15 protein-coding genes are annotated in these 16,310 nt (G+C 45.0%); 4 read left to right on the top strand and 11 right to left on the bottom strand.

Annotated elements, in window-relative coordinates; all coding sequences use genetic code 11:
- The first annotated feature begins 114 nt into the window (after window positions 1–114).
- Window positions 115–654 (top strand): HD domain-containing protein, encoded by a 540-nt coding sequence (locus tag HFA01_RS15965; protein WP_146818120.1) that lies wholly within the window; start codon window positions 115–117, stop codon window positions 652–654.
- 36 nt (window positions 655–690) lie between these two features.
- Here HFA01_RS15965 and HFA01_RS15960 read toward each other — a convergent pair whose 3' ends face one another.
- The 3 genes from HFA01_RS15960 to HFA01_RS15950 form a co-directional block, all read right to left on the bottom strand.
- Window positions 691–2,184 (bottom strand): UDP-N-acetylmuramoyl-L-alanyl-D-glutamate--2,6-diaminopimelate ligase, encoded by a 1,494-nt coding sequence (locus HFA01_RS15960; protein ID WP_146818244.1) that lies wholly within the window; start codon window positions 2,182–2,184, stop codon window positions 691–693.
- Between the two features lie 265 nt (window positions 2,185–2,449).
- Entirely contained in the window at window positions 2,450–4,516 is a 2,067-nt protein-coding gene (locus HFA01_RS15955; protein WP_146818118.1) for a heavy metal translocating P-type ATPase, read from the bottom strand.
- Between the two features lie 14 nt (window positions 4,517–4,530).
- The gene (locus HFA01_RS15950; protein WP_146818116.1) at window positions 4,531–4,869 is read right to left on the bottom strand and encodes an ArsR/SmtB family transcription factor; all 339 of its coding nucleotides are present in this window, start codon (window positions 4,867–4,869) and stop codon (window positions 4,531–4,533) included.
- Window positions 4,870–5,073: 204 nt separating this feature from the next.
- Here HFA01_RS15950 and HFA01_RS15945 point away from each other — a divergent pair, with 204 nt between their 5' ends.
- Window positions 5,074–5,733 carry a type 1 glutamine amidotransferase domain-containing protein gene (locus tag HFA01_RS15945; protein ID WP_146818114.1) on the top strand — a complete coding sequence of 220 codons (660 nt, stop codon included), beginning with the start codon at window positions 5,074–5,076 and terminating at the stop codon, window positions 5,731–5,733.
- A 38-nt stretch (window positions 5,734–5,771) separates the two neighbouring features.
- Here HFA01_RS15945 and HFA01_RS15940 read toward each other — a convergent pair whose 3' ends face one another.
- Entirely contained in the window at window positions 5,772–6,002 is a 231-nt protein-coding gene (locus HFA01_RS15940) for a hypothetical protein (protein ID WP_146818112.1), read from the bottom strand.
- 161 nt (window positions 6,003–6,163) lie between these two features.
- On the opposite strand from HFA01_RS15940, the gene HFA01_RS15935 reads away from it, so the two are divergent.
- Window positions 6,164–6,583, top strand: a complete 420-nt coding sequence (locus HFA01_RS15935) for a VOC family protein (RefSeq protein ID WP_146818109.1) — start codon at window positions 6,164–6,166, stop codon at window positions 6,581–6,583.
- 47 nt (window positions 6,584–6,630) lie between these two features.
- On the opposite strand, the gene HFA01_RS15930 is transcribed toward HFA01_RS15935, so the two are convergent.
- The 5 genes from HFA01_RS15930 to HFA01_RS15910 form a co-directional block, all read right to left on the bottom strand.
- On the bottom strand, window positions 6,631–7,758 hold the full coding sequence (locus HFA01_RS15930; protein WP_146818107.1) for an NAD(P)/FAD-dependent oxidoreductase: 1,128 nt from the start codon (window positions 7,756–7,758) through the stop codon (window positions 6,631–6,633).
- A gap of 435 nt (window positions 7,759–8,193) precedes the next feature.
- Window positions 8,194–8,412 carry a hypothetical protein gene (locus HFA01_RS15925; RefSeq protein WP_146818105.1) on the bottom strand — a complete coding sequence of 73 codons (219 nt, stop codon included), beginning with the start codon at window positions 8,410–8,412 and terminating at the stop codon, window positions 8,194–8,196.
- A 61-nt stretch (window positions 8,413–8,473) separates the two neighbouring features.
- Window positions 8,474–8,857, bottom strand: coding sequence for a carbonic anhydrase (locus HFA01_RS15920; RefSeq protein ID WP_146818103.1), 384 nt, complete (start codon window positions 8,855–8,857; stop codon window positions 8,474–8,476).
- Between the two features lie 83 nt (window positions 8,858–8,940).
- Window positions 8,941–10,650, bottom strand: a complete 1,710-nt coding sequence (locus tag HFA01_RS15915; RefSeq protein ID WP_146818101.1) for a DNA-binding protein — start codon at window positions 10,648–10,650, stop codon at window positions 8,941–8,943.
- 91 nt (window positions 10,651–10,741) lie between these two features.
- Window positions 10,742–11,674 (bottom strand): MBL fold metallo-hydrolase, encoded by a 933-nt coding sequence (locus tag HFA01_RS15910; RefSeq protein WP_146818099.1) that lies wholly within the window; start codon window positions 11,672–11,674, stop codon window positions 10,742–10,744.
- Between the two features lie 176 nt (window positions 11,675–11,850).
- Between HFA01_RS15910 and HFA01_RS15905 the strand changes: the two genes are divergently transcribed.
- A complete protein-coding gene (locus HFA01_RS15905; RefSeq protein WP_246139353.1) occupies window positions 11,851–12,303 on the top strand; it encodes a hypothetical protein in 453 nt (150 codons plus the stop codon).
- 105 nt (window positions 12,304–12,408) lie between these two features.
- Here the strand turns inward: HFA01_RS15905 and cydC are convergent, their stop codons facing one another.
- Together cydC and cydD are read right to left on the bottom strand one after the other, a co-directional pair.
- Window positions 12,409–14,118, bottom strand: a complete 1,710-nt coding sequence (cydC, locus tag HFA01_RS15900) for a thiol reductant ABC exporter subunit CydC (protein WP_146818097.1) — start codon at window positions 14,116–14,118, stop codon at window positions 12,409–12,411.
- Window positions 14,115–15,842 carry a thiol reductant ABC exporter subunit CydD gene (cydD, locus tag HFA01_RS15895; protein ID WP_146818095.1) on the bottom strand — a complete coding sequence of 576 codons (1,728 nt, stop codon included), beginning with the start codon at window positions 15,840–15,842 and terminating at the stop codon, window positions 14,115–14,117. Before cydD ends, cydC begins: the two co-directional genes overlap by 4 nt.
- Between the last annotated feature and the right edge of the window lie 468 nt (window positions 15,843–16,310).

The following is a 16,310-nucleotide window of genomic DNA, read 5'->3' as shown; positions in this document are numbered from 1 at the left end:
TTAAACCTATTAATTATATAATATCCATTCTTATTTAATCAAGCTTTATCACTTTTTGCAATCATTCTGCCCCTTTATTTGTTATGATGAACAAAAAGAAGGGGCGGGTCGTCGATGATTGAAAAAGCGAAAGCATTCGCAGCTAAAGCCCATGAGGGGCAAAAACGTAAAAACTCTTCGGAAGACTATGTGGTCCATCCCATCCGGGTTGCGGCTCTCTTGGAACATGCAGGCTTTCGTGAAGAAGTGATTAGTGCCGGCTACCTCCATGATGTGGTTGAAGATACTTCCTACACTCTAAAGAATATTGAACGTGAATTCGGTTTGGACGTCAAAGATCTCGTCGCCGCTCATACAGAAGATAAAAGTAAGTCATGGAAAGAAAGAAAACAGCATACAATCGACACAGTCAGGGAAGGTTCTTTTGAATTAAAAGCGTTGATTATAGCTGACAAGCTGGATAACTTACGCTCGCTGCAAAAAGACATAGAAACCTATGGCATCGAAGTCTGGAATAACTTTAACGCAGGTGCCGATGCACAAAAATGGTACAACCAATCCATCGTTGAAGGGATGACAAACGGACTGGAATCTGAAGAAGTCCCGAGTTATTTTGATGAGTATAAACAACTCGTTGAACAAACGTTTGATTAATAGAAAAATCCAGTCTCGGGCCCGAGACTGGATTTTTTATTGAGCGACCGATGGAAAAAAGCTCTCGATGATCTTTTCATCCGAATGAGGCACTTCTTCTCCTTTGACGATTTGCGAATTGTTGATGCAGCCACTCGTCAAAAGAATAATATCTCCTTCTTCTCCCAACTGCATGGATTTACGAACGCCTTCTTCCCTTGTCAATGTTGGGTGGATATTGGAAGCCATGGGATTAGTAAACCCAGTCATTACCTGATCGACCACGGATTGCGGGTCATGATAACCAGGATGATCGACTGTAACGATCACTTCATCTGCTTTTCCTTCAATCGCTTTCGCCATCTTAGGCATTTTATTGAAATCCCGAATACCAATACCGGCGATCATAACGATTAAACGTCTGTGATCAAGCTTCTTGACCTCTTCCAGCAGCCTGTTCAAGGCTACGGGTGTGTGCGCGTAATCTAAGATTACTTTTTGGTTCAAAGGGGTTTCGATGACCTGGAATCTTCCTTCAGGCCCATCCATGTTTGGAAGCACATCCAATACTTCCTCCCAAGAGTAATTCAGGTGGAAAGCTGTAGCGATTGCGGCCATTACGTTCGCGACATTGTAGGTTCCATAGACGGGAACGTAAACTTTTTTCGTATCGCCCTTATAGGTAAGATCGAACAAAGACCCCTTTTCCATCACTTGAATGTTGGCTGCAGACAAATCAGCCTCCGGGTGACCTTCGATGCTATATGTGAGAAGACCGTCACTCCCCATCGCTAACAGCTCTGGAGCCATGCCTTCATCATCAATATTCACAACACGGTGGTCTGCCTGGTTGAACAAACGCATTTTACATTCCCTATAGTGATCGATTGTCCGGTGGTATTCCAAGTGCTCTTCAGAAAAATTCGTATGAACAGCAACATCATATTGAATGCCCTCCACCCTGCATTGATCGAGGGCAATGGAAGAAACCTCCATCACTGCGGCCTCATCATCCAAATTTCTTAAGTCACGGAAAATCCTGTGGAGATCCATGGACTCCGGCGTGGTCGGCGTGCTCTTCTTATATTCCAACTTCCGTTTCGAAGACCATATCCCTGTCGTTCCGATCGAACCTGTCGGCAGGCCGAGCAAAGTCAATAAAGATCGGACATAGGCCGTGACAGTCGTCTTGCCGTTCGTTCCGGTGACCCCAATGGTTTTGAGTTCTTCATCTGCAAAGCCGAAGAAATCCTTTGAAAAAACAGACATGACGGAACGGACATTGTCTACAAGTAAGAAAGTAGTACGGTCATAGATCTTAGAAAGCTCGTCCAGCACCTTTTCATCACTGCCGATGATTGTGGAAGCTCCTAGTCCGATGGCTTCTTCGATATATCCATGCCCATCAAAGTTTTCCCCTTTCAAACAAAAAAAAGCGGCTTCTGGTTCGACTCTTTTGGAATGAAAAGCAAGAGTTCTGACCTCTTGTTGAAGGGGGCCGTAAATATGTCTGATATGAAGTTTTTTTATGTGTTCGAATTGTATCTTCATAGCCATTATCCTCACTCTTTATATATGGTTTATCGTCGTCTTTTCGTAGCAAAAGTATGTATGGCAGACAGGTGGTTTTGACGGAAACAAAGCCACTATTTACCGTACGACCATGAGGTACGTTTCCCTTAATCTACCTCTTCGCAAACACAAAAGACACACTTAAAACAAAAAGGGTCCACTCAGCCTAGATTTCTTCCAAATAAAACCACACCAGAACATCCAGTATTTGGATGACCTGGTGTGGAAAAATATCAATATCCAATCATTTATCTTTCATGAGGAGGATGGTCAGGCTGATGAGTGTGACGAGAATCGTTGCCCCCATATCAGCTAAAATGGCGAACCATAAGGTGAGCCATCCTGGAATCGTGAGAAGAAGAGCGATCACCTTCAACCCAAGGGCAATTCCAATGTTCCATTTCACGACGGCATTCACACGTTTCGCGATCCTGAAAGCATTCGGCAACTTACCGAGGTGGTCCTGCATGAGAACGATATCGGCGGTTTCAATCGCACTGTCCGTTCCTTTCCCCATCGCAATTCCTAAGTCAGCCATCGCAAGAGCAGGCGCATCATTAATCCCGTCTCCAATCATCGCGAGTTTGGAATTCCTTTTTAATTCCTCGACTTTTTCTACTTTCTGATCCGGCAAAAGCTGCGCATGGACATCCGTGACCCCAATCTCTGCAGCCACCTTTCCAGCCGTTTTTTCATGGTCACCGGTCAACATGATCGTGTGCTTGATTCCTAAGGAATGAAGACGTTTCATTAGCGTCCGGCTTTCTTCACGTACTTCATCCGCAACTCCGAACATCCCAAGCACTTCTTTTTCGTCAGAAACAATAACAAGGGTGAACCCATCTTCCTTGAGCTCGTTAATGTCTGCTTTTACCTCTTCTGAAACCGTTAAGTGCGTCAGCGTCTGTTCGCTTCCTACATAATACGTCTTTTCATCAATGACCGCTCGAACGCCTTTCCCAGGGATCGTATCCACAGAAGAAGGCTCCAATGAAGCTGCTTTTTGAACGCGCTTCTCCTCAAGGATTGCCTTCGCAATCGGATGAGAGGAATTTCTTTCAACGGCATAAGCAACAGAGAAGAACCTCTCTTCTTCATACGCATGCACTGCGTGAACCTTTGGCTCTCCTTTTGTAAGAGTTCCTGTCTTATCAAAAGCAATGCTCTCGATCTTGCCAAGCTGTTCAAGAAAAGCACCACCTTTAACAAGGATACCGTTCCTCGCATTTTTGGTGATTCCTGATAAAATTGCAATCGGCGAGGATAAAATCAGGGCACAAGGGCAACCGACAATAAGGACCGCCAGCCCCTGATAAAATGATCCTCCCCAAGAAGCAGAGAAAAGGAAAGGCGGAATGACCATCACGAGGCCGGAGATGACCATGATCAGCGGTGTGTAGTATTTAGCAAATTGGTTGATGAAAAGCTCTGTTGGTGTTTTTCTCTCCTGCGCTTCTTCCACTAACTGAAGTATTTTAGCGAGAGATGAGTCGTTGTAGGCTTTCGCGATTTCCACCTTCAACAATCCTTCATTATTGATACTCCCTCCAAAAAGCTTTTCGCCTGGCTTTTTGTCCACAGGGAGAGATTCTCCCGTGATGGCTGCTTCATTCACGGAACTGTAACCAGCCACGACCACACCGTCTGATGGTATTTTCTCACCTGCCTTGACGAGGACAAGATCTCCCTCTTGTAAGTCTTCAATTCCTACAACATCTTCCGTTCCATCTTCGAGAAGGCGTGTCGCATGTTTGGGAGCGACCTTCAGCAATTGCTCCATTGAACTCCGTGCCTTTTCCATGCCGAGACCTTCCAAATATTCATTCAACCCGAACAGAATAGCTACTAGGGTCGCTTCTTTCCATTCTCCAATGGCCACCGCTCCGATGAGAGCAATCGTCATCAACGTATCGATGTTAAACTTCAACCGGATTAAGTTTTTCAAACCTTTCCAGAATGTCTGATAACCACTGATCGCAATCGCAGCCAAATACATGGCAATCATTACAAAAGGGGTGACCATTCCTTCCAATAAAAAGGTCGCACCGAAGATAAGTGAGGAAATAATGACGAGCTGCTTCATGTTCGGACCATGACTATGATCATGGGCGCCCTCATCATCGACAAGAGAAGCGCCGTCGGATTTCAAGATCCGGCGTACTTTTTCCATATCGACGCCGTCCTGAACTTTCAATTTACTCGATGAAAACTGAAGCTCAGAATCTTCCCCATGATTGAGCTTGCGGATTTCCTCTTCCATTTCTGCTGCGCAATTTGCGCATGATAAGCCTTGCAGTTTGTATTCCTTCATTCTCTTTCTCCCCTTTAATGGTGAAGAGCGTGATTGATGGTTTGTTGCAAAAGATCGATGACGTGTTCATCATCGTGGGAATAAAATAATGTCGTACCCGCTCTTCGATACTTCACCAAGCGTAAATTCTTCAGAAACCGCAGCTGGTGGGAAACGGTCGATTGGCGAAGTTCTAATGTATCGGCGATTTGATTGACAGACATTTCTTGTTCACAGAGTAAATGTAGAATTCTGATTCTTGTCGGATCCGATAACGCCTTGAATGTTTGAGAAACGACAAACAATGTCTCTTCATCCAGTTCATTGACGTGCTTTTTCTCCTGATCCTCTGGTTTATTTTTATCATCACTCATGAAATCGACACCTTCCTTATATGCACATATATTCATATATACACTTATCGTATGCGCAGCATTCCATTTTGTCAATGTGTGCTCGCCCATGTTTTATCTATTTAAAAACGGGAAAATTAATCTACGTGTGACAAAGCATAATGTTTGGCACTTTCGATTTTCACATATTACAATGACACCCACTACCGAAAAAGGAGGACAATCATGTCTAAAAAAGTATTAATGGTCGTTACGAACCACGAAAAAATCACGGATGAGCAACCGACAGGAATTTGGTTATCCGAATTTGGCGAAGCCTATAACGAGTTCCAAAAACACGGCTATGAAGTGACAGTAGCAAGCCCGGAAGGCGGCCGTTCACCTGTCGATCCAGGTAGTGTCAGCGAAGATGAACCACAAGAGATTTTAGATACGAAACCACATTTAGAAAATACAACGCCGCTTGCCGATGTCGAAGCGGAAGACTATGATGCCATCTTCTTACCAGGCGGTCACGGAACGATGTTTGACTTTCCAGATAATGAAAAGCTTCAAAAACTGCTTCGTAACTTTTATGAAGCGGATAAAATCGTGGCAGCCGTCTGCCACGGTCCCGCAGGTCTTGTCGGAGCTACATTATCTAACGGTGAACCACTAGTTAAAGGTAAACGCGTCAATGCATTTACCGATGCCGAAGAAGTAGAAACAACGCTGGATCAGCACATGCCATTCCTGCTTGAGAGCAAGCTGAATGAGCTGGGCGCAACATTCGTGAGCGGTCCAAACTGGTCAGAGCATTATGAAGTGGATGGGAACCTGATTACCGGTCAGAACCCTCAATCCACTGAAGTCGTTGCTAAAGAAGTCGTTAAACAGCTCAATTAATATGTAAAGGGGTCCTGTGCCACAGGGCCCCTTTTTCATTATTCATCGTCGTCTTTCCAACGGCCGAACAAATACGCGTACAGCTTTTGGGCTACACACACAAATGAAGCAAGCCAGAAAATCAACAACCCGATGACGATCAACCCTTTCATCCACGTCCATCCAGTAACAATGGTAAAGGTGGATGTTCCAAATAAAAGAAGAGTTACAACCACATGTAGTACAGCAGATGACAGGATTTTGAAACTATTGCTGATCCAGGCAGGCATAGAAAATCACCTCCTGCTCTACTTTATGTGGTAGAGCCAAATCAGCTTGTACGTTTTGATAGATTCTGTGAAAAAGGGCATTTATTAAGGACCCCCAGGAAGTTTGATGGGCGCTCGTATGTTAAAATGATTCTCAGAATGGCAGCAGAGGAGAATGAAACGTGGAAAAAAGACTAGATCATATAGGAGTTGCTGTCCGCAACATCGAGGACAGCATCACATTTTATACGAATGTCCTCGGGGGCACTTTAATCGACCGTTATCGTAGTGAAGCGGAAGGCGTAGAGAGTGAGATTGCGATTATTGATATTAAAGGCGACCGTACAGAATTATTGATGCCGACGAATAATACGACTTCCCCCATCGCTCGCTTCATTAAGCAAAAAGGGAAAGGGGTCCACCATATTGCCTATGATGTCGGCGATTTGGATCAGGCGCTGAAACAATTAGAGGAAGAAGGGATCCGCACTTTGGAATGGTCTTTACGTACAAACAAACACGGACGCCGCCTTATCTATTTAAACCCAGCCGATACAGAAGGAACGATCATCGAATATTGTGACTATCCCGACCAACCATAAAAAATCCTTGCAGCTTTATTGGGCTGCAAGGATTTTTTGTTGGGTGATTATTTATTAGATCCAAGCGCTTCCGACACGTCATAATCCGCCGGATCCAGTTCGGTTTCTTTTCCAAGTACCAACCGCGCAAGTTCTGCACCAACATAGGGACCGGAGGTAAGACCGGAAGCCCCGAGACCATTGGCGACATATAAATTTGACCATTCAGGGATGCCACCGAAAACAGGTAGCGACCCAGGTGTAAATGGTCGAAAACCGACACGTGTCTCAGCAAACGTACTGTCGGAAAGTCCTGGAGCGACTTCCAAAGCCTTATCAAACACATAATGGAGACCACCTACGGTCGAGCGTCCATCGAAACCTGCATCGGTTTCATGAGTGGCACCAATAACAACACGACCGCCCCCGAAGGAAAGCATGTACTGATTGTTCGGTGGCATAATGACAGGCCAATTTTCCGTTTCCGTATTTGGTACATCCAGATGAACGATTTGTGCTTTTTGTGGATGGACGAGAAAATCTATCCCTAGTGGCTTAAGGATCGATTTTGCCCAGGCACCAGCGGTCACGATCACTTCATCTGCTTCATGACGTACGCCGTCCACTTCGACAGCGGTCACCTTCTGTCCTTGATGAATAAGGCTCGCATCTCCATGAATTCTTTCCACCCCATGTTTTTCAGCTACTCGAAGAAGCGCATCTCTCAACTCACGTCCATTGACGCGGGCCGCCCCACTGACGTGGATCGCATCATACCCATCCGCGAGTGGCGGAAACATTTTCTTCGCTTCTTCTGATGAAATCCTAGTGATTTCGCCGATTTCAGGTGCGCCATCTTCTCTCCGCTTCACGGCACGTTCGATTGTTTTTTCTAATTTCGCTTCATCCCTTTGGAGACTAATTGCCCCCACGCGACGATATCCTGTATGTGTTTCTCCTTCCGCTTCAAGCTGACGGATCAGTTCAGGATAATAACGAGCGCCGCCTTTGACGAGCCGGTACCAGCGCTTATTGCGGCGTTGAGCGAGCCACGGGCACACGATTCCAGCTGCCGCTTCTGTCGCCTGTCCTTCATCTTTGCGGTCAACGATTTTCACATCGACGCCTTCTTTTGCTAAGTGATAAGCGGTGGATGCGCCCAGCACGCCCCCGCCGACAACGATATATTTCTTCATAGGTAAACACCTTTTCATTCGTATTTTCATTTCCATGACCATTGTATAGAAAAAGAAACCTCCACTCAAATCCCTATTCGAGTTAATGGCAGGATTGTGTAAGACTCGATTTCGAGACTTTTGTGGGAGTTTAGGGGCGCCGGGAAAAGGTTCGCTCCGCCCCTTTATCTTACGAGGTTCTCGAAATCCCTCTAATAGTAACCTGCCCCCGTATCCATGGCCAGCATTCGTCAATCATCATTTTAACCAGTTAAGGCTTCCTTTAGGGATACCCGGTAGGTTCTCTTTGTACTCCCGCGGAAAGCGAGCCATTCCTCGCAGCCCCCATCCACTCAACAAATGTCTCGAAACTGAGTCTTCAAGTATAGGGAGCTTTAGCTGAGAAAAAGGAAAAGGGAAACCCCAGAGTGTGGACTCTGGGGTTTCCCTTTGAAATTACTTATTTAAATTACATAAATAGGCGTAACAAGCTTCGATGTTGCTGACGCAATCATGAATGCCATCACTTTCAATTTCAATGAGAGCAAAAGGGTTCAACGTAATGGTATAGGAGGCGATGCGTATTTTCGGGTTCTCCTCCGTTAAAGTCTGCAGTTCTTCATAAACAGGATCCCGCTCTTTTTCAACGAAATCAAACCAGCTCGCTTGCTCCATACCGCCACTCCTTCGCGAATGTTCTACTAGGAAATATTCGCCATGAGGAAGAAAAACCCTCTTATTCTGTGATCACTTCTACTTCCCACTGGTCGTTAACGTATAGGCCAATGGCATCCACATTGAAGCCCCAGGACTTCACAAGCTCCACAGATTCCTTGATTTGGCCAGCTTTTACATCACGATCAACAGGGTTACCGGCACAATTGTAATGGCCGACTACAGCCACAACGCCAGATCCGTGCTTGTCCACAGAAATGCCAATTTTCGTTTTGACAGCATCCAGCTGATCCTCAGAGCCTTCCAACAAGAACTTGGTCGGGCCTGCTTCTGTAATCATGTCGATATATTCCGTACCATAACGTTCCTGCATCCAGTGGATGACGGGAAGCTGCACACGTCCATCCATACAATTAATTGCTGTTGCGAATGTTTTTTCTGCCATAAAAAATCCCTCCACTATTAAATTTCTATATATATTTTATCATAACAAAAAAGCAGCAGGAGTGGGTGCCCTGCTGCTTTTTGTCAATTGATGCCTTGAATCTGCATTTCTTCTACAGTTGCTGTTCCGTTATCACGAATACGCGCCTGAATGTTCACTTGATCTCCTTCTTTCAGGAAAATGGCGAGAGGGGCTTTACTCGTATTGACCGTATAGATGGTCGTCTCCCCTTCTAACAAAAATTGAACAGACTGCCTGGAATCAGTAGAAGTGACAAGCACGCGGTTGATTGTTCCTGACTTCTCCGTCAAATCGACACCTTGGCTTCCCTCGACGCTGCTTGGGTCCTGGGCGATTTGCAGACGGTATGCATTCAACGTCTGCTTAGCCGTATCTCCAAACACAGCAAAGTCTGAATCTGCTGCCTTGATGTATGCATACTGCTTGAACAATCCATTTGGATCAAGCACGTTTACAATCCATGTCGGATGACCATCTACGTTATAGAGGACCGGCATCGTTCCTGTCCAGTTTTTCTCAGGATACTGTTTGTTGACGATCTGTACAGCTCCTTTGCTGTCCATGATCCCCTGATTTTGCTGGCCGTTGTAATAGGTCAGTGCTCCTGTCCGAGCATTGATTAACGTATAACCAAGGGCAGAATCAATATTTTCCTTCGGTGAGGCCATATCTGTGAAGTAGAACATTTCACCTGCTTCATTGAAAATCGGTGTAACACTGCTTTCAGTCCCCGACTCATTCGGGATCTTTACATCTTTTTCTCCAAAGATCGAATTCAACCAGCCATTTACATACTTACCAAAGTACTCATTTTCAATCGCTGCCAGTTCTGAGCTGACCGATCCTTCCACGAAATCAGGAGCATCGGAAGACTCAAACGTTTGGATGTCACCTGAGACGGGATCGACAATGGCCACTTTGATATCATTCATGTCCGGGCGGTTGGAAAACAGCAGCGGCTTATAGATGGTTTGGACATACCATGGCTTACCTTCGTCATCGACTTCAATTTGCGCTTCTCCACTTTGGATATATTCCGGATGTTTCCCATAGACGACACGCTGCACATTGTGGTTGAAGAAACTTGAGTTCGTGTACCTCATTTTGCTCTGTACAAACTCCGGCTGCGCGTTGATATTCGTAGCTGTAATCGTAAAGTATCCTTCTGTTTCTTTTCCTCGCAAGTAACGCCAGAAACTTGAAAACTCTACCGGTGCTACATAAGAGATTTCACCATCAATTCGCTGGGCCTGTAGTTTTCCTAAATCATAGAATTGTGTATTAGGAACGACACTCATCGCTTTTTGCACCTTGTTCCGTGCTGATTCAGGTGCTACAGAAATGGGCGTGTTTTCTTCATTCAAAGGACGAGCTTCCTCTTCCTCTGATTTAGAGATGCTGTCATAGCTGTCCTCCAAAGCAAGAATGCTGTAAATAAAAACACCAATGACCGCGACCGCTACACCTAAAATTACGATTCCTGACAGTGAACGGTGCATCGTTTGATATTGCACCGGTACTTTGGCTCCTCCATACACTAACGGAACAAACAAAACAGCGACAATCACATTAAGAATCAACATATTCGGTACCGTAATCGTCGGCATGAACGCATAAACGACGAAGAACATGACGATGATCCCGAAAACCAGGACTCCCAATGTCGTTTTCATGATTTTCTTTCTTCTCATTCGATTTTTCACATAGACGATGATCGACAACGTCAAAAATAATAGAAAAGATAAGACCGTTGTCATTACTATTCCAATCATTATGTATCCCCCTTTTTTCTCCTTATTTCTTACGTTCGAATCTCCCGTTATGTTTCAATTATATATTCAATCATGAGAAAAAGCAGAACAATTACGTTCTGCTTTTCTTTTTCAAGTAGTCGGCAAGGCCCATGGAACATACTTCTATATCTAATTTGAGAATATCATAGACCTTATGATCCTTCGGAATTCCTTTTTCATCTAAAAAGGACGACACACGATCATGAAGGCGCTGTTGAACACCATCCAACCCTTGACCCTGCTCTAAAGCATCCTTCGCTTCACTCACAAAAACAGGCACCCAGCCAGTGACTTGGTCAAACGTTTGATCAGGATCCTCCGTCTTCCCGAAGTGACCGAAATAAAGACAAGAAGGATTCATATCCCGAAAACGACGGATGCACGCAAGCATAGCATCTGGATCGAACTGGTTTGGTGAAGTTGTCGGCAAATAAAAAGTCAGTCCATGATCTTCGGTCTGATGATACCGGATCCCTGCCGTATCCCCAGTGAAAATTCCATTACTCTGTGAATCATGTATACCAAGATGGTGCTTCGCATGTCCTGGAGTGTCATAAAATGTGAGTTTACGATTCTGCGAAAGCAAAAGGGTGTCTCCGTCTGTCTTTGTTTCCAGTTTCTCTTCTGGTATAGGAAGAATCGGGTCAAACAATTCATCAAACGTTTCTCCATACACCGCCTTCGCTCCTTTAATCAAACGCGAAGGATCTGCGAGGTGCCGTTTCCCTTTTTCATGGACAATGACCTGCGCGTTGGGACATTCTTGCAAAAGCAGTCCTGCTCCACCTGCGTGATCCAAATGGATATGCGTCAAAACCACGTACGCTACTTTTTCTTTGGGAATTTTCAGTTCTTCCAAACCTGCAAGTACTCTCGGCACAGAAGGACTCGGACCCGTTTCCACGAGTGTAATGTCATCCCCTAACAAAACATATGTACCTGTTCGTCCTTCAAATCCCATATCATAACCATCAATCAAAAACACATCATTTCCTAAATCCATCGGCGCTCTCTTTTTCAATTCCTTCACCTCACCTTATGAATTATCTCTAGTGTACTAGAATTTAACAAATAATGATAACGCTTTCTCGGATAGTTATTCAGCTTCTCATTGTTTTTATATAAGCTCGCTTTAGTTAAAGAAACAATTTCGAGACATTTGTGTTAGGGGAGCGATGATTGGGAAAACGGTTCGCTTTACTAACTCTGATGAAATGGATTGTCACACTTTTGGGCTGGGTGAATATCATGGATTTTGAGGAGATGGTTAAAATGACAGAAGAACGAAACATGCATAAACAAGGTCATACGCAGCCTTCCTATGAGCAGTGCAATAAAATGAAGTATTATCATGTCATGGTCCAAACCAAGGACGGGCAAAGCTTTGATGGAATCATCACCGACGTAAATAATGATAAGCTGACAATCTTAATCAGCGAAGACGTCATGGTCGATGAAGACGGAAATGCTATGGATGAACGTCAATATGGATACGGACGTCGTCGTGCACGTCGCTTCCGTCGTCGAACTTTTCCACTAGCCGGGCTTGCTACATTAGCGCTTTTTCCATACTTGGCAAGTCCATACCCGTATTACTACCCCTACTCATACGGATACCCTTACTACTACTAAGTAAGCAATAATCTCGTATAGACCGGATGTTCACTTATCTCAATTACATGGAAAATATTACCGTACCAGGTCATCCATATTATGGAATATCCGGTACGGCATTTTTTATGTGCTGAAGATGTTTTTTTCGATTTGTTTCATTTCGCAGAAGTGTCCTTGCTTTTGCATGAGGTTGTCATAAGAACCTGCTTCTACAACTTTCCCTTCGGCCATGACGATGATTTGGTCCATCTTTTCGAGGCCGCTCAAGCGGTGACTGATAAGAACAACGGTATCTTGAGACGCTCGATCATACAAGGAATTGAAGATCCTCCGTTCGGTCAGAGCATCGACAGAAGAGGTCGGTTCATCTAACAGCCAGAGACGTTTTCCTTTTAGAAAAGCTCTTGCTATGGACAGGCGCTGACGTTCTCCTCCCGAAAGGTTTTCCCCTTTTTCAAAAACCGGTTGGTCCAGGTCAAAGTCCAATCCCACCTCTTCCAGCACAAGGTACATCTCTTCATCGGTGAGGTCCTGTCCGGCTAGCTGCAGGTTCTCACGGATCGTCCCGTAAAAATAATGGTTCTCCTGAAGTACGACATTGCTGTTCTCCCATATGCTCTCTTCTGATATGTCCGTGATGTCCATACCATTGAGCATGAACTCACCTTCAGAGGGGATTTGGAATTTCATAAACAGTTGCAGAAGTGTTGATTTTCCGGATCCACTGGCTCCGACAATGGCCGTTTTACTGCCAGCAGGAATCGTTACATTGACACCTGTAAGCGCCTCTCTTTCCTCGTCGGGAAAACGGTAGCTGACATCAGTTAATTGGAAACTAGGAGACAGATCCCCATCAAGTTTGTACGTTTCTGACCCCCGATTTTCTTCCTCTACGATAGAAAAAAGCCGTTCTGATGCTTGTTTACTATCATCAAGGTGGCTTGGCAGAACAGCCATCGGTGCTGCGTTTTCAAAGACTGTCAATGAGATCATCACGAGCATCGCCAAAAACAGACCGTTTAAATCTCCTTCAGCCACAAGAAACGCACCAAGACCTGTGACAACCCACGATACAAGGAGTGTTGCAAACGTGTTCCATGAATGGCTGGAAAGCATTTGACGACTGTTGCGCTCATCCTCTCGGATATAATCATCGGAAGACTGCCGAAGCGTTTCTTTTTTCTTTTCCAGCTGTTGATAGATTTTAAGGTCACGGAAGCCGTACAGCCATTCGGCAGCTTCGGTTGATACCTCTCCACGTGCCTGTCTTACACGGGGGGTTAGTTTCCGTTGTTTGACGGTGTACCAGGCCGGAATCATCAGCCCAGTAACGATGAGCCCCAAGAGAAGCACGAGAGCTACAGAAATAGAGAAGATGGATGTGAAAACGATCGTCCCTAAAAAGATGATGACAAGGACCACCGGTGGATAATACACCCGCAAAAAGAAGTTTTGCAGACTTTCTACATCACCGACAATCCGTGAGAGCAAATCACCACTCCTGTATTTTTGGAAAATCCTCGGTGCATGCGGCTCAATTTTTTTATAAAAAGCAAGCCGTAGGTTACTTAAGATCGTAAAGGTCGCTCTATGTGAGAAATACCTTTCAGCATAACGACCGAGCGCTCTTGCAAACCCGAACAACTTCAAAAAAGCGATAAGTACCGTCAAGGCGTACAACGGTGGGATGAGGGCTGCCCTGGAGATTAAATAACCACTGGCACCAAACAGCCCGACCGCTGACATTCCGGCAAGAAAGCCGAAAACGATGGAAAGCACAATATCCCTTTTCTCCAATACGACTAAACGGATGATTTCTCTAAGTTCTTTCATGCCGAGTCCCCTCCTTGCTGCACGGTCACCATATCTCTGTACTCTTTCACCGTTTCAAGAAGTTCTTCGTGCGTACCATTTCCAATAAGATGACCACGATCGAGAAGCAAAATTTGATCAGCCTTTTTGATTGTATGCAGACGGTGGGCTACGGTGATGATTGTTGCAGTTTTTGCGAGCTCTTCCATAGAGGCTTGTAATATCCGTTCTGTCTTCAGATCGAGGCCTGTCGTCGGTTCGTCAAACAGAATAACAGAGGGTTTTTTTAGAAATGTACGCGCCAGAGCGAGACGTTGTTTTTCTCCTCCAGAAAGTCCACGTCCGGCCTCTCCTACAGGGGTGTCGTAACCCTTTTCCAATGATGCGATCAACTGGGCAATTCCCGCTCTCTCCGCGGCCTCCTTGATTTCTTCAGTGGAATGATTCCCTCGCCCGCCAATCGCAATGTTTTCTGCAATCGTTCCGGAAAATAAATAGGGATGCTGGGAAATGTAGCTCACCCGAGAAAACCACTCCCTTTCCTCGTAATCAAAGAGGGAGCGATTATGGAGTGCGACAACTCCAGACGAGGGTTTAGCCAAACCCGCTAAAAGGTGCAGAAGCGTCGATTTCCCTGACCCACTTTTACCAACGATGGCCACCTGGTCATACGGCTTAATCGTTGCGGTCACACCTTCCATAGCAAATCCTTCGTCGTAAGAAAAGCTCACTTGATTCAGTTCCAATACAGGGGGATGTTCACCTTCAAGCTTTTCGTCTCCCCACTGAATGTGCTCTTCTTCTTTTTCAAGTTCTTCCGTCAAAAGGTTCGCAGCGCCCGAAGCCCCTCTCCCTGTATGAAAAGCACTGCCGAAGTCCTTCAGCGTCAAATAAAATTCAGGGGCAAGGATTAAAATGAAAAAGGCGGTAAAAAAGGAAACACTCTCGTAAACGACAAGCCGTATGGCAATTTCCAATGCAATCAAGCCGATGCTGAGCATGGAAATGAACTCAAGCATCAAGGAAGAAACAAAAGCCACTTTCAACACTTCCATCGTCGCATCACGGAAACCGAGGCTGCTGGATTCAATCTCTTCCTTTTGCTGCTTGGAACGTCCGAACAGCTTTAATGTCGTCAAGCCTTGAAGCGTATCTAGAAACTTTCCCGAGAACGTGTTCAATTTCTCCATCTGCTCTTCCGATTTCTTTTTTGTCATGACACCAATGATTGCCATAAACAGAGGGATAAACGGAGCTGTAATAACCATGATCAGCCCTGAATAGAGATGCTGGGTGAATACAACGACAAGAATCATCAATGGGATGATCATCGTCTGAATCATTTGTGGAATATAACTGCTGAAGTATCCGTCAATCTCGTCTACGGAATCCATCAGCACACTGACTTTCCTTCCCGATTGTCCTTGTAAAGAGGCTTGAACGGGATTGCGCGCGTACTTTTCAATAATTGAATGTCGGTAATAACGCTTCGCTTTGGAAGCAAGCGTTATGCCTGTACGGCCGTTCAGCCATGTAAACAGCGTCCGACCTGCGAGCACAGCAAGCAATCCTGCGAGAAGGGGAAGGATATCTTGAAAACGTTCCTCACCAAGGAAAATCCGGTCGACGATCGCAACGAAGAAATAGGATTGACCAATAATCGTGGCACCAATCAACACGGATGTGAGGACCAACAGCATGAAAACTTTTCGATCTGAGAAAGCTAGTCTGCTGAGGTGCTTCATTTATATAAAAACTCCTTACATGCGTTTTTTGTGAAATAGTTCACATTACCATCATTATAATTCATGAAGCGGATCATTGCTAAAAATAAAACTGATGATTCTATGACAATTCTATATCATCGTCCCCTTAATAAACAGCGGTCATACGTAACGTAACGCACAGCTGCTCAAGGTACCTTTTCTCTATCATTTCCCTCTTTTCAATGATGGAGACCTTTTAATATGTATAAAGGAGTATTCGCCATCCTTTACCTCTCCCCTTTTTAACATTGATGAGTTAAAAGACACGCGCTTCACGATGCTCCTGAAGATAGCCACACGAACGCACCTCTTCCCATGCTGTATAAATAAAAAACCTACAGGATTCAATTCCTGAAGGCTTGCGTAGTGGTTTATACTGTTAATACAGCGCTTGTCTATTTCGTTTACTGCTGAAGTTGATGCGTCCTATAGTCATATGTTACGTAC

Source organism: Halobacillus faecis (assembly GCF_007991335.1).
In the GTDB taxonomy this organism is placed as follows: domain Bacteria; phylum Bacillota; class Bacilli; order Bacillales; family Halobacillaceae; genus Halobacillus; species Halobacillus faecis.
This window is presented reverse-complemented; position numbering and strand designations above follow the sequence as displayed.

What these genes read in the sequence shown, in the direction of transcription:
- HFA01_RS15965 (WP_146818120.1), top strand. Translation starts at nt 115, where the DNA reads ATGATTGAAAAAGCGAAAGCATTCGCAGCTAAAGCCCATGAGGGGCAA.
- HFA01_RS15960 (WP_146818244.1), bottom strand. Translation starts at nt 2,184, where the DNA reads ATGAAGATACAATTCGAACACATAAAAAAACTTCATATCAGACATATT.
- HFA01_RS15955 (WP_146818118.1), bottom strand. Translation starts at nt 4,516, where the DNA reads ATGAAGGAATACAAACTGCAAGGCTTATCATGCGCAAATTGCGCAGCA.
- HFA01_RS15950 (WP_146818116.1), bottom strand. Translation starts at nt 4,869, where the DNA reads ATGAGTGATGATAAAAATAAACCAGAGGATCAGGAGAAAAAGCACGTC.
- HFA01_RS15945 (WP_146818114.1), top strand. Translation starts at nt 5,074, where the DNA reads ATGTCTAAAAAAGTATTAATGGTCGTTACGAACCACGAAAAAATCACG.
- HFA01_RS15940 (WP_146818112.1), bottom strand. Translation starts at nt 6,002, where the DNA reads ATGCCTGCCTGGATCAGCAATAGTTTCAAAATCCTGTCATCTGCTGTA.
- HFA01_RS15930 (WP_146818107.1), bottom strand. Translation starts at nt 7,758, where the DNA reads ATGAAGAAATATATCGTTGTCGGCGGGGGCGTGCTGGGCGCATCCACC.
- HFA01_RS15925 (WP_146818105.1), bottom strand. Translation starts at nt 8,412, where the DNA reads ATGGAGCAAGCGAGCTGGTTTGATTTCGTTGAAAAAGAGCGGGATCCT.
- HFA01_RS15920 (WP_146818103.1), bottom strand. Translation starts at nt 8,857, where the DNA reads ATGGCAGAAAAAACATTCGCAACAGCAATTAATTGTATGGATGGACGT.
- HFA01_RS15915 (WP_146818101.1), bottom strand. Translation starts at nt 10,650, where the DNA reads ATGATTGGAATAGTAATGACAACGGTCTTATCTTTTCTATTATTTTTG.
- HFA01_RS15910 (WP_146818099.1), bottom strand. Translation starts at nt 11,674, where the DNA reads ATGGATTTAGGAAATGATGTGTTTTTGATTGATGGTTATGATATGGGA.
- cydC (WP_146818097.1), bottom strand. Translation starts at nt 14,118, where the DNA reads ATGAAAGAACTTAGAGAAATCATCCGTTTAGTCGTATTGGAGAAAAGG.
- cydD (WP_146818095.1), bottom strand. Translation starts at nt 15,842, where the DNA reads ATGAAGCACCTCAGCAGACTAGCTTTCTCAGATCGAAAAGTTTTCATG.